Consider the following 12,988-nt stretch of genomic DNA (forward strand, 5'->3'; position numbering starts at 1 on the left):
AAGAGGATGAGCATAGTGCTGGGCATTGGCTGCCGACGCCAGAGCGGATGTGCTTCATCCAGAAACGAGCAAGCCCGGCAAAGGCCGGGCTCGGAGGGGCATCGTGGTGTGATCAACCCAGGCGGTTGGCACCTACGCGGTCGGCACCATCGGCAGCCTGACGGTTAGGGCCGACGCGATCAGCGCCATCGGCAGCCAGACGAATCGAACCGACATTGGTGTGAACGGTGCCGCCTTCGGCGACCAGTGCCGGACGGGATACATTGCTCGAACTGGCAGCGGGAGCGGCGAAGGCGCTTGACGCCAGAACCGAGAAAGCGATGCCGAAGATCAGTGTGTTGGTTTTCATGGGAGTCTCTCCAATTCAGGGGATGAGCCGTCATCCCGATATGGAGCCAATGCTACGCGCCCATGGTTTTTTCAGAAGTTAATCGGATTGCTACCCATAATCGTTGAAAATGATAGTTGGCTGTATTGCCCGTGCTAGAGCGTTTTGACCACGTTCCGCTCCCACAGATCCGCGTTGTATCCGTGGGGCGGAACAGCCCGCGAAAAGCGTCAGTCGGTCTCGATCCGCGAATGTTTGCGGGTGTCTTTCATGAATACATACACCAGCAGCGAGCACGCGATACAGGCCGTGACGTACCAGTAGTAGCCGGTTTCCATGCCGATGCTCTTGAACCACAGCGCGATGTATTCAGCGGTGCCGCCGAAGATCGAAACGGTGAGTGCGTACGGCAGGCCGACGCCCAGGGCACGGATCTCGGTCGGGAACAGCTCCGCCTTTACCACGGCGTTGATCGAGGTGTAGCCGCTGACGATGATCAGCGCCGCCATGATCAGGAAGAATGCGCCCCACCAGGTCTGGATGGTGTGCAGCGTGGTCAGGATCGGCACCGTGCACAGGGTGCCGAGTACACCGAAGGCGATCAGGATAGGCCGACGTCCGACCTTGTCGGACAGCGCGCCGACCACGGGTTGCAACAGCATGAACAGGAACAGGGTCGCCGCCGAAATGCTGGTCGAATCACTGATGCTCATGCCCACCGTGTTCACCAGATACTTCTGCATGTAGGTGGTGTAGGTGTAGAACGCCAGCGTACCGCCCATGGTCAGGCCGACCACGGTTGCCAGTTCCTTTGGGTGGCGCATCAGGGTGCGCATCAGGCTTTCTTTAGGCTTGGTCTTCTGTTTGCGGGTGAAAGACTCGGTTTCTTCCATGCCGCGACGCAGGAACAGTGCAACCACGGCACACAGCGCGCCGATGGCGAACGGAATGCGCCAGCCCCAGGAATGCAGCTCTTCGGTGGTCAGCACCTGTTGCAGCACGATCAGCACCGCCAGCGCGATGAGCTGGCCGGAAATAAGGGTCACGTACTGGAAGCTGGAGAAGAAGCCGCGACGCTCCTTGGTTGCCATCTCGCTCAGGTAGGTTGCCGAGGTGCCGTATTCACCGCCGACCGACAGGCCCTGCAGCAAGCGAGCCAGTACCAGCATGATCGGCGCGCCCACACCGATGGTTTCGTAACCTGGGGTCAGCGCGATGATCAGCGAGCCGAAGCACATCAGCAGCACCGAGGCCATCAGTGCAGCCTTGCGGCCTTTGTAGTCGGCATACAGGCCCATCAGCCAGCCGCCGATCGGGCGCATCAGGAAGCCCACGGCAAAGATCGCCGCCGTGTTGAGCAGTTGCGCTGTGGTGTCGCCTTTCGGGAAAAAGACTTTGGCGAAGTACAGGGAGAAGGCCGCGTAAACGTACCAGTCGTACCATTCGACCATGTTGCCGACCGATCCGCTAAAGATCGACTTGAGGCGACTGGAGGTGGTTTTCTCGGCAGCGCGTGCGCCACCCGAGTCTTTCGGAAGGGAGTTGGAGATTTCCATGGTGTTCCTTGCAGTCATTATTTTTAGAAGAGAGCACGGTGCGCCCTGGCGGTCGCATCGATGGCCCGCCTTGCCAGTGCTATAGCAGGACCTGTGCCAGAACGGACAGGCCCATGCCAGAGGGGTTTTTTCAGGCAGATGAGCGGAAATCCGCTCATGAAGGGGAAGTAGGTAGGCGAAAAATTGCTGATCGAGGCCGGTGCGGCGACCTGACTCAGGTCTTGGGTCGAGAAGATTGGGTCAGGTGCATGGAGCGCTTGGCCGCCTTGCGCAACGTGGCGGCCAGTTCCTCGGTGGAGTAGGGTTTTTGCAGCAAGTCGAAACGCTGGTTTTCATCCTGGGCGAAATGGGCGAACTCAGTGCTGTAACCGGTGGTCAGGACCACCGGAATCCAGGGATACAGCGCTTCCATGCGCTCATGCAGCTCTATCCCGCTCATGCCCGGCATGGCGATGTCCGAGAACACCACCTGAAAACGCTCCGGGTTGCCCGCCAGTTCACGCAAGGCGTCCTGCGCACTGGTGACCCAATGAACCTCCAGGCCCAATTGCTCCAGCACCGGTTGCGCATAGGTGCCGATATTCTGGTTGTCCTCGACCATCAAAACGCTCAAACCCGGCATGCCGAGGGTCGTTTCGGGCGTGTCTTCAACGTCAGCACTGGCGTCACGGGGCGCGCTGGGCAGGTACAAGGTAAAACAGCTGCCGCTGCCCAGTTCGCTGTCCACCAGCACTTCACCACCCGACTGCTTGGCAAAGCCGAATACCTGGGAAAGGCCCAGGCCGGTGCCTTCTCCGACCCCCTTGGTGGTGTAGAACGGCTCGAAGATCGCGCCGAGCTTGTCCTGCGCGATGCCTGTGCCGGTGTCGGTCAGGGCGATGGTCACGTACTCGTCCGTGCCCAGAGCCGTATTCAGGCCTGGCGTTGCGCTGCGCGCCCGCCCGACCTGGATGCTCAGCCGGCCGGCGCCGGACATCGCGTCGCGGGCATTGACCACCATGTTGACCAGAGCGGTATCGAACTGGCTGCCGTCGGCAAAAATGAAGCAGGGTTCTTCAGGCACATCGATCTGCACCTGAATCCGCGAGCCGGTGAGGGTGTCCATCATTTCGCCGATGCGCATCACGCTTTTGCCGACATCGAAGACTTCCGGCTGCAACGCCTGGCGCCGGGCGAAGGCCAGTAACTGGCCGGTGAGGCGCGCGGCGCGGTCCACGGTGCTGGAAATCGCCTCGACATACTTGAGCCGGCGTTCTTCGGCAAGGCCGGCCGGGCGCAGCAGGTCGCTGCACGAGCGAATGACCGTCAGCAGGTTGTTGAAGTCATGGGCGACACCGCCGGTGAGCTGGCCGATGGCTTCAAGCTTCTGCGACTGGCGCAACGCCTCTTCGGAAAGCCGCAATGCCTCGTCAGCTTCCACCTGGGCCTGAATATCGCGCCCTACCGCATGAATGAACTGCTGGTCGGGCACTGCCGTCCAGGCGATGGTTCGCCATGAGCCGTCCCGGTGTCGGTAGCGGTTCTTGAAGTTGGGAATATTGCTGCCGTGCTCCAGGCCGTGCATGGCCGCGCGGGTGCTGGCCAGGTCGTCGGGATGAACCAGGTTCAGGAACTGGCTGCCCGGTAGCTCGTCTTCCGACCAGCCGAGCGCCTGGGTCCAGGCCGGGTTGACCGCGTGAATGATGCCGTCGAACTGCGCGACCAGCATCAGGTCGGTGGACAGTCGCCAGATACGGTCGCGGTCCTGGGTACGTTCCAGGACGCGTTGTTCCAGGCAATCGTTCAGGCCCTGCAGCGCTTGTTGCGCGTCCCGCAGTTCGGTCATATCGCGGGAAACGCACAGGATCTTTTCCGGATTACCCGCCTTGTCGAGGATCGGACTGACCTGGACGTGCCACCATTTCACCGTGCCGGCCATGGTCTGCGCGGTGCCCATGAAGCTTGCGCTGCGTCCGGCCTTGGCGGCTTCCACGGCGGCGCGGGCATCGATGTTGCCCTGGTCCTGCCAGAAATCCGGCCACGGGCAGCCGCGGAGGGCGTCGAAGTCGGTGACTTCCATGATCCGCTGACCGCCTTCGCTCATGAAAACCAGGCGCGAGTCGAGATCGAGCACCTTGATGCAATCGTCGATGCTGGACAACACGCGCTGCGTGAACACCTCGGTTTCGTCATGGCGTGCCTGCACGGCCACCAGCGCTGTCGTTTCATTGGCATGGCAGAACATGCCTTCGACCAGCCCGCTGTCGCCATATAAAGGAGAGAATGACAGTGACCACCAGGTCTGTTGTTGCTGCCCGTCCCGGGCGACGACCAATGGCAGGTTCTCGCTACGGGCGCTGCCCCCGGCAAGCGCCTGCTCGGCCTGCGGGCGCACTTGCTCCCAGGCCTGACCCCAGACCGCCGCAACCGGCCGGCCCATGGCACGGTCGAGCGGTACGGGCAGCAGGACACGGCAGGCGTCATTGAAGAACAAGGCGCGCTCGGTACCCCAGATCAGGTACGCGCTGTCCGGCGAGTTAAGCATCAGGCTCAGCGCGGACAACAATGCCATGGGCCAGTCCTCACGCGGACCCAGAGACGAGGCGGACCAGTCCGTAGCACGGATCAGTCGGCCCGTTTCGCCGCCGCCCAGAGGCAGATCGAGGGGAGTACTCAAGATGGAAGAAGCCCTTTTGCCGCGTCGAAGACCAGCGGCATCGATGAAACCGCGCATCATGGCATTGCAAGGTGTTACTGACCACCTTCCACGACAAACGGCTCGGCGTCAGTCTTCTGCAGGAGCGGACTCGTCCGCGAAGACATTCTTACCGCCGCCGGAGTTCTTGCCCCTGTACCGGGCTCTTTGCGTACAAGCAGAGCGCCTTCAGTATCGTCTTCGCCAGCAAGACGGATCGCCGCCCGCTCGCTCCTACAATGATTGCTGCGCCTTCAAGGATGCAGCTCACCCCAGAAACATTTCCCTGACCAGCCCGTGACGCTGCATCTTTTCGTTCAGCGTGCGGCGTGGCAGCTGCAATTCATTGAGGACCGCCTTGATGTCGCCTTTGTGCCGACTCAACGCCGCCCGCAGGCATTGGGCCTCGAAGGCTTCCTGCTGGGCGGCCAGGGATTGTCCCGGCGGGGTTTCGTCCACCGGCTGCGGATTGAGGCCCAGCGTCTCGCGCTCGGCGGCATTGGCCAGCTCCCGGACGTTGCCGGGCCAGTCATGACTGAGCAGCAGGCTCAACTGCACAGCGCTCAAGGTCGGCGGTTCGCGACCCATGCGTTCGGCGGCGGCGCGGGCGAAATGGCTGAACAACAGGGCAATGTCTTCGCGGCGTTCACGCAGTGGCGGCAGGCGCAGTTCGGCGACGTTGAGCCGATACGCCAAGTCTTCGCGAAAACGACCGGCCCGGGCTTCCTCCAGCAGATCCGGCTTGGTCGCGGCAATCACGCGCAGGTCCACTTCAATGCTCTGGTTGGAACCCAAGCGTTCCAGACGTTTGTCCTGCAACACCCGCAGCAGCTTGACCTGCTGGGCCATGGGCATGCTTTCGATTTCATCGAGGAACAGCGTGCCGCCGTCGGCATACTCCAGCCTGCCGATCCGCTTGCCCTGGGCGCCGGTGAAGGCCCCGCTCTCATGGCCGAACAGCTCGGCCTCGAACAGGTGTTCGGGAATCGCCGCGCAGTTGAGTGCCACGAACGGCTTGCTCGCCCGCGGACCGAAGTCATGCAGGCAGCGCGCGACCAGTTCCTTGCCGCTGCCGGTTTCGCCACGGATGATCACGTTGACCGGCAGTTGCGACAGGTCCAGCACCTGACGCCGTAACGTCTGCAGGCTGGGTGAAACGCCCAGCAAGGTCGCGTCCAGCTTGCTGCGGGCATCGGCCTGTTCATGCAGACGGCGGTTTTCCAGCACCAGCTGGCGCTTTTCCATGGCACGCCGCAGGTTGCTGATCAGGGTTTCCGGGCTGAAGGGTTTTTCCAGAAAATCATAGGCACCTTCACGCATGGCCTGTACGGCCATGGGCACGTCGCCGTGGCCGGTGAGCAGGATCACCGGCAGGTCCTTGTCCCGCGCCTGCAGTCGGGCGAGCAATTCCAGCCCGCTGAGGCCCGGCATGCGCACGTCGGTCACGATCACGCCGGGGAAATGTTCGGGCAGGCGCGCCAGGCATTCTTCGGCACGACCGAAGACCTGTACCGCAAAGCCGGACAACGTGAGCCATTGCTCGATGGCTTCACGGATCGGGGCTTCGTCATCCACCACTATCACTGAGTTCAGCATGCTATGTCGGGCTCCAGGAAATCATTGGGCAGGTGGAACCAGAACACCGCGCCGTTGCCGTGATTTTCCACCATCAGGCGATCGCCCAGTTCATGGATGATTGCATACGACACCGCCAGACCGAGGCCAAGGCCGTCGCCCACCGGCTTGGTGGTGAAGAACGGGTCGAAAACGCTGGTCAGATGATCCGTGGCGATCCCGCCGCCGCTGTCGCCCACACTCAAGCGCCAGCGACCTTTCTGCGCTTCGATGCGGACTTCCAGGCGCTTGTGCGGCTTGTCACGCATGGCGTCCAGCGCATTACGCAGCAGATTGATCAGCACCTGTTCCAGGCGAATCGCGTCGCCGCGCACCCACGCCGGACGCGACAGATGCAGCACGCACTCGACCCGCTCCTCACGAAGACGCGGATCGAGCAGCAGCAGTGCCTGATCGACCACCGTCGCCAGATCCAGCCGTTCGCGCAGGCCGCTGGGGCTTTTACGGGCAAAGGTCTTCAAATGGCTGGTGAGGGCGGCCATGCGCGTCAGTTGCTGATCGACCGGCACCAGCGCCTTGCAGGCGTCGTCGACACGGCCCTGGTCAAGCAGCAGGCGCACGGTTGCCAATTGCATGCGTTGGGCCGTCAACGGCTGATTGATCTCGTGGGCCAGCGCTGCCGACATTTGCCCCAGTGCCGCCAGTTTGGTCGATTGCACCAAGCCGTCCTGCGCGGTGCGCAGATCGCGGGTGCGTTCCTGCACCAGTCGCTCCAGCTCGTCGCGGCTGCGTTCGCGCATGCGCGCCAGCCGCCAGCGCTGGTAAAGGAACAGGCCGAGGAACACCAGCGTCAGCCAGGTTCCGGCCGCCGCCAGGGCGGCATTGCGAATGTCTTCGTTGGCCGTCTGCGGTTTGCGCAACAGGTGCAACGTCCAGTTCTCATCCGGCAGCGGCAGCGATTCCCACAAGTAGTCGGTCATGCCTTCCGGCCCGTCTACCCGGCTCAGCCTGCTGGACGGGCCAAAACTGTCCAGGGTCCGGCTGCGCAGGGGCGAGAGCGGCTTCTTGTCGTATTGGCGGGTGCGCATCAGCTCGGCGCGGCCCTCCGCCGAAATCGGCTGCATCTCGCGATACCGCCAGCCCGGACGGTTGGCGATGAAGACGATGCCTTTCTCATCGCTGACCAGCAACAGATCGTCGCCCTGGCCCCATTCATTCTCCAGGTTGGGGAATTCCAGCTTCACGACCATCGCACCGCTGAACTGCCCGGTTTCGTCCAGCACCGCATTGGACAGAAAGTAGCCTGGAATACCGGTGGTGACGCCGACGGCATAAAAGCGGCCCACGCCATTGGCCCGGGTCTGCTGGAAGTACGGACGGAAGCCGTAGTTATGGCCCACGTAGCTGTTGGGTTTGCGCCAGTTGCTCGCGCCGACGGCAAGGCCATTGCGGTCGAGCAATTCGAGGGACGATGAATGGGCGGTTTCGTTGATTCTTTCGAGCTTGCGATTGAGCGCGTTCTGGGCGGTGGCGGTGATCGGCCCGTTGACCGCGGCACGAATTTCCGGGTCCAGCGCCAGCACCGATGGCAGCGCGCGGTAGCGTTCGATCAGGGTGTGCAGGGTATTGGCGTAGAGCGACAGTTGCCCGCCGGCGCGAACGACTTCTTCCGACAAGGCATGTCGCTGCGCCTGACGCATCGCCAGCCCGGCCGACAAGGCCGCACCCGCCAGAATCAACAGGACATACAGGGTGATGCGCAGGTAACGATGCTTGAAAGTCATGACAGATGGGCTGCCTGAAGGGTCCGTGCGAACGCATTCGCGGGTCTGGCCCGCGAATGCGCCGTGAGCGGCTCTAAAGCAAATGAAGCGTTACAGCAGATTGAAGGTGGCTTCCCTCACCGCCTCGGAGTCCAGGCCGATCATGACCTTGAACTCCCCAGGCTCGGCAGCATACTTGAGCTCGGTGTCGAAGAACTTCAGATCTTCTTCGCTGAGCGTGAAGCTGACGACCTTCTCCTCACCCGGCTCAAGGGTGACTTTCTGGAAGTTCTTCAGTTCCTTGACCGGACGGCTGATGGACGCCGCTATGTCGCGCAGGTACAGCTGGACGATGGTGGCGCCCGCCAGTTTGCCGGTGTTTTTCACCGTCACGCTGGCCGTCAGCTTGCCGTCGCGGGCCATCTCGGCACTGGACAGTTTCACGTCGGAAACGTCAAAGCGGGTGTAGCTCAGGCCATACCCGAACGGGAACAGCGCGCCATTGGGTTCTTCGAAGTAGTGCGACGTGTAGTTGCCCGGCTTGCCCGGCGTGTAAGGCCGGCCTGTGTTCAGGTGCGCGTAGTAAAGCGGCAGTTGGCCGATGGAGCGGGGGAACGACATCGGCAGTTTGCCGCTGGGGTTGTAGTCGCCGAACAACACGTCGGCCACTGCGTTGCCGCCTTCGGTGCCCGGGAACCAGGTTTCCAGCATGGCATCGGCCTGTTCCAGTTCGTCGGTCAGAATCAACGGACGACCATTCATCAGGACCAGCACCAGCGGTTTGCCGGTGGCCTTGAGTGCCTTGATCAGGTCGCGCTGCTTGCCCGGAATGTTCAGGGAGCTGCGGCTGGCCGACTCATGGGACATACCGCGCGACTCACCGACCACGGCTACGATCACGTCAGCTTTCTCAGCCACTTTCACCGCTTCGTCGATCATTTCCTGTGCCGGACGCGGATCGACTTCCACCTCGGGCTCGATGAAGTTCAGGTACTTGAGGATCGCTTCGTTGTCGCTGACGTTGGCGCCACGGGCATACACCAGTCTGGCCTTGTCGCCGACCGCATTGGCCAGGCCTTCATACACCGTCACGGACTGGTGGGGACGGCCGGCGGCGGACCAGCTGCCCAGCATGTCGAGCTTGCTCTGGGCCAGGCCGCCGATGACGGCGATAGTGCCTTGCTTCTTGAGCGGCAGGGTTTCGTTGTGGTTCTTGAGCAATACCAGGGTCTTGCGCGAAACGTCGCGGGCTTCGGCGCGATGCAGGCGATCATCCGAATAAGTGTCGGCCGGGTCCTGTTCCGCGACACCGATGCGGCCGTAAGGCTTGGCGAACAGGCCCATGTCGTACTTGGCACCCAGCACTTCACGCACGGCATTGTCGATTTCCTGCATGGAAACCTCGCCATCCTTCACCAGCCCCGGCAACTGCTCACCATAGGCTACATCGTTCATGCTCAGGTCGATGCCGGCCTTGATCGACAGCTTGGCGGCTTCACGGTAGTCCTTGGCCACGCCGTGCTCGATCAGTTCCTTGATCGCGCCGTGGTCGCTGATGGTCACGCCCTTGAAGCCCCAGTCCTTGCGCAGCAAATCCTGCATCAGCCAGGTGTTGGAGGTGGACGGAATGCCGTTGATGGAATTGAGCGCGACCATCACACCGCCGGCACCGGCGTCGATGGCGGCGCGGTAGGGCGGCAGATAGTCCTGGTACATGCGCGTCTTGCTCATGTCCACGGTGTTGTAGTCGCGACCGCCTTCGACGGCGCCGTACAGGGCAAAGTGCTTGACCGCGGCCATGATGCTGTCGTTGTTCGCCGGGCTCTGGCCCTGGAACGAACGAACCATGACGTCGGAGATGCGCGAGACCAGATAAGTGTCCTCGCCGAACCCTTCGGAGCTGCGGCCCCAGCGTGGGTCGCGGGACACGTCGACCATGGGCGCGAACGTCATGTCCAGGCCGTCGGCGGCCGCTTCCCGGGCAGAAATCCGGCCGGTCAGTGCAATGGCGTCCATGTCCCAGCTGGCCGCCATGCCCAGGCTGATCGGGAAAATCGTGCGGTGACCGTGGATCACGTCGTAGGCGAAGAACATCGGGATCTTCAGGCGGCTCTTGGCGACAGCCGCTTCCTGCAACGGACGGTTTTCCGAACGTGTAATCGAATTGAAAGTGCCGCCGATGCGTCCGGCGGCAATTTCCTTGAGGATCATGGGTTGCGGCATTTCCTGGCTGATGCTGATCAGCCGCAGCTGCCCGATTTTCTCATCGAGGGTCATCTGCTTCATCAGGTTCGAGATGAATGCATTCTTGTCTTGCAGCGTGGTTTTGCTGGGGGTGACGGCAGCGGCAGTGGCGTCGGCCATTGCCGTGTGGCTGGCCAGACTGACCAGCAAACCTACTAAACACAGCTTATTCATGAATGATTTCTCAAGGCTTTTGCAGGCAACTCGCGTTTAATACCCGGTAGCCAGATATTGGGTTTTAGACCTTTGGCCTTTATTGTTCGAGCCGGACAAGAGCGTAGCTGCTGTTCGTCGGCGTGCTTCAGGCAACGGCGACGCGGCGGGTTCTGACCAACACTCGGGCGTTGGCGACGGATTATGCCGGGGAACTCCCGATTTAGCTAAGCGTGTCGTGTCGACTGAAACAACCGGTTACTGGAGGTAGGGATTTGAAGTGTGTGTTACAGCTGATCATGCCGATCGTCATGTGGCTCGGTGGCGCGGCAAATACCTGGGCAGAGCCTGCGGCGCTGGTGTTTCCACCCATGACCGGCAGCGTCGTGGACGCTGCGCAAATGCTCGACAGCCAGACCACGATGCGTCTGGCTCGCTTGCTGCGTGCCCATGAACAGGCCACCGGGGAGCGGGTCGTGGTGGTCACGCTGGTCGACCTGCAGGGCGCCACGATCGAGGATTTCGGCTCGCGCCTGGGCGAGGCCTGGAAACTGGGACAGGATGGCAAGCAGGACAGCGCCTTGCTGATCGTCGACCGCGACAAGCGCAAAGTGCTGATCGAAGTCGGCCCGGCATTGGCCGGCCGCCTGACCGAGGCGCAGTCTTCATTGATCATCAACATGCTGATCAACCCGGCGTTCGATGACGCCCGGTTTGCTTCGGGTATCGAGCGCGGCGCCCAGGCGATGCTGGTGGCGCTGGGCGGCCATGTGCCGGATTATCCCGAACCTGTCAGCGAAACCGGCGTCTATGAACCGCGTACCGAAGCCGATCATGCCTGGCAGATTGCCCTGGTCCTGATCGGCCTGGTGTTGCTGATCGTAGCCGTCAGCGTTCGGCGTGGCGCACCCTGCGGCGCTGCACTGCGAGGCGGACCGGGCAGTGGCGGTGATCGTTTCGGTGGAGGCGGCGCATCAGGCAACTGGTGAGCGCAGGATCGGACTACGAGGGCACAATGGCTTTACTCAACAGAGAAGAACAGCGGCAGGTGGCCGAAGCGATCGACCGCGTCGAGCGGCGCACCGATGCCGAACTGGTCACGGTCCTGGCGGCCCGGGCCGACGATTACGCGTACATGCCCCTGATCTGGGCGGGCGTCATCGGCCTGCTGGTGCCAGGCATCGTCAATTACTGCCTTGAATGGCTGGACGCCAATGAACTGCTGCTGGCGCAAATGGCGACGTTCATCCTTGTCGCGCTGCTGTGCCGCATTCCGGTGGTGACCAGCCTGCTGGTCCCGGCTGCGGTGCGCCGCTGGCGCGCGGGCAACCTGGCGCGGCGGCAGTTTCTCGAACAGAACCTGCACAAGGCGCAGGACGGCACCGGCATTCTGGTGTTCGTCAGCGAGGCTGAACGCTACGTCGAGATTCTTGTGGACCACGGCATTGCCAGCCGTTTGCACAACGACACCTGGAAAGCCATGGTCGATGTCTTCACCCAGCAGGTGCGCGATGGCCAGACGCTGCAGGGTTTTCTGGGCTGCATCCATGCTTGCGGCGAACTGCTGGCTGACCATGTGCCGGTGACTCATAGCCGCAATGAGCTGCCGAACCGGCTGGTGGTGTTGGGATGACCCATCGGGCAGGTGCGGACTTGCGACACCTGCCCGATGTTGCACCGGTGGAATCAGACTAACCGCACGACGCTGTAGAACGAGTTGATGTAGCCGACCATGGCCCTGATCCTCTCCGGTGACAGGCGCGTCCGGTCATCGAGGAGATAGGTTTCCAGGAAAGAGAACAGCGCCTCGGAGGCTTTTCTGGATTCGGTGATCCAGTCCACTTTGCTGCGGTTGACGCTGGCCAGGCCATCGACTTCGTCCAGATTCCGTACCAGCTCTCTGCTCTCGCCCTCCAGCTGCCGCGACTGATTGAGCGCTTCGTTGTAACGAGCCCGGAGTTTGTCGCGCTCACTGACCAGATCGAAATAGGTCAGGCTGCGACTCAGCCCGTCAAGAAGCTTCGAAAGACGTGCCAGCCCGGCTTCCGCCAGCGCCAGTTCGGGTGCAGGCATCGACAATGCGTTGAGTTCCGCCGCCGTCGGCAACTGCTCTTTGAAGATGTCGAGCACGTTGAATTTATCGAGGGTCCTTATCGTGTCGTCCAGCAGCCGCCGATCTTCCGCAATGGCGCTTAACCGGGCCTGCAGGTCCGCAGTGCGCTGGCTCAGTTGATCAACCTGCCTTTGCAGCGCGTCCTTGAGACGGTTGTCCTTGGGCTCGATATCGATCTGGGCCAGATCGTCGGTACTCTCGGCAATGGCGGTGGCACCGTCACGAATCGTGGTGCTCAGTTGGGTAACGATCGGGTGTATTCATTGTCCAGCATGACCAGTGCCTGGCGGCGCTGCTCTTCAGTCAGCCGGGTTTCCGCTTCAATCTGTCGCCGCTTCAGTTCCAGTTGATCCAGTTGCACGGTTCTGAGCCTGACCACGATGGTCCCCAATGCCTGACGAAAAACAGCGTCGGCGTTGGTCAATGCCCGTTGCAGCGGCGGCAGTTTTTCTTTCATGACGGGCAGGAAAGCCAGATTCAGGGTCGCCACCTGATTATGGATCAAGGTGAGCGAGGCTTTCATGACAGCCGGACGTGGGGCGGGGTAGTCGAGTGTGTTTTCAAGTGTACGCATGGTCATGT

9 protein-coding genes and 1 pseudogene are annotated in these 12,988 nt (G+C 61.9%); 2 read left to right on the forward strand and 8 right to left on the reverse strand.

Annotation, left to right across the window (positions count from 1 at the left end):
- Positions 1-121 precede the first annotated feature (121 nt).
- From EGJ27_RS13100 to bglX, 6 genes and pseudogenes are all read right to left on the reverse strand, one after another.
- Positions 122-349: pseudogene (locus EGJ27_RS13100) on the reverse strand (hypothetical protein); the annotation flags it as partial.
- A 209-nt stretch (positions 350-558) separates the two neighbouring features.
- The gene (locus EGJ27_RS13105; RefSeq protein WP_125831175.1) at positions 559-1,884 is read right to left on the reverse strand and encodes an MFS transporter; all 1,326 of its coding nucleotides are present in this window, start codon (positions 1,882-1,884) and stop codon (positions 559-561) included.
- Positions 1,885-2,098: 214 nt separating this feature from the next.
- Entirely contained in the window at positions 2,099-4,435 is a 2,337-nt protein-coding gene (locus tag EGJ27_RS13110) for a PAS domain-containing protein (protein ID WP_256672815.1), read from the reverse strand.
- A gap of 390 nt (positions 4,436-4,825) precedes the next feature.
- Positions 4,826-6,154, reverse strand: coding sequence for a sigma-54 dependent transcriptional regulator (locus EGJ27_RS13115; RefSeq protein WP_125831176.1), 1,329 nt, complete (start codon positions 6,152-6,154; stop codon positions 4,826-4,828).
- A complete protein-coding gene (locus EGJ27_RS13120; RefSeq protein WP_125831177.1) occupies positions 6,148-7,917 on the reverse strand; it encodes an ATP-binding protein in 1,770 nt (589 codons plus the stop codon). Before EGJ27_RS13120 ends, EGJ27_RS13115 begins: the two co-directional genes overlap by 7 nt.
- Before the next feature lie 90 nt (positions 7,918-8,007).
- Positions 8,008-10,314 (reverse strand): beta-glucosidase BglX, encoded by a 2,307-nt coding sequence (gene bglX, locus EGJ27_RS13125; protein WP_125831178.1) that lies wholly within the window; start codon positions 10,312-10,314, stop codon positions 8,008-8,010.
- Positions 10,315-10,568: 254 nt separating this feature from the next.
- Here bglX and EGJ27_RS13130 point away from each other — a divergent pair, with 254 nt between their 5' ends.
- The gene (locus EGJ27_RS13130; RefSeq protein WP_371920856.1) at positions 10,569-11,282 is read left to right on the forward strand and encodes a YgcG family protein; all 714 of its coding nucleotides are present in this window, start codon (positions 10,569-10,571) and stop codon (positions 11,280-11,282) included.
- A 26-nt stretch (positions 11,283-11,308) separates the two neighbouring features.
- Complete coding sequence (locus tag EGJ27_RS13135; protein WP_125831179.1) at positions 11,309-11,926, forward strand: TPM domain-containing protein; 618 nt, start codon at positions 11,309-11,311, stop codon at positions 11,924-11,926.
- A 53-nt stretch (positions 11,927-11,979) separates the two neighbouring features.
- Here EGJ27_RS13135 and EGJ27_RS24780 read toward each other — a convergent pair whose 3' ends face one another.
- Complete coding sequence (locus EGJ27_RS24780) at positions 11,980-12,666, reverse strand: alpha-xenorhabdolysin family binary toxin subunit B (RefSeq protein WP_158619352.1); 687 nt, start codon at positions 12,664-12,666, stop codon at positions 11,980-11,982.
- A complete protein-coding gene (locus tag EGJ27_RS13145; protein WP_125831181.1) occupies positions 12,642-12,980 on the reverse strand; it encodes a hypothetical protein in 339 nt (112 codons plus the stop codon). Before EGJ27_RS13145 ends, EGJ27_RS24780 begins: the two co-directional genes overlap by 25 nt.
- Positions 12,981-12,988: the final 8 nt, after the last annotated feature.

Origin of the sequence: Pseudomonas sp. v388, assembly GCF_003935425.1 — a bacterium.
In the GTDB taxonomy this organism is placed as follows: Bacteria; Pseudomonadota; Gammaproteobacteria; order Pseudomonadales; family Pseudomonadaceae; genus Aquipseudomonas.

Coding starts and splice junctions, on each gene's coding strand:
- EGJ27_RS13105 (WP_125831175.1), bottom strand. CDS start 1,884: ATGGAAATCTCCAACTCCCTTCCGAAAGACTCGGGTGGCGCACGCGCT.
- EGJ27_RS13110 (WP_256672815.1), bottom strand. CDS start 4,435: ATGGCATTGTTGTCCGCGCTGAGCCTGATGCTTAACTCGCCGGACAGC.
- EGJ27_RS13115 (WP_125831176.1), bottom strand. CDS start 6,154: ATGCTGAACTCAGTGATAGTGGTGGATGACGAAGCCCCGATCCGTGAA.
- EGJ27_RS13120 (WP_125831177.1), bottom strand. CDS start 7,917: ATGACTTTCAAGCATCGTTACCTGCGCATCACCCTGTATGTCCTGTTG.
- bglX (WP_125831178.1), bottom strand. CDS start 10,314: ATGAATAAGCTGTGTTTAGTAGGTTTGCTGGTCAGTCTGGCCAGCCAC.
- EGJ27_RS13135 (WP_125831179.1), top strand. CDS start 11,309: ATGGCTTTACTCAACAGAGAAGAACAGCGGCAGGTGGCCGAAGCGATC.
- EGJ27_RS13145 (WP_125831181.1), bottom strand. CDS start 12,980: ATGCGTACACTTGAAAACACACTCGACTACCCCGCCCCACGTCCGGCT.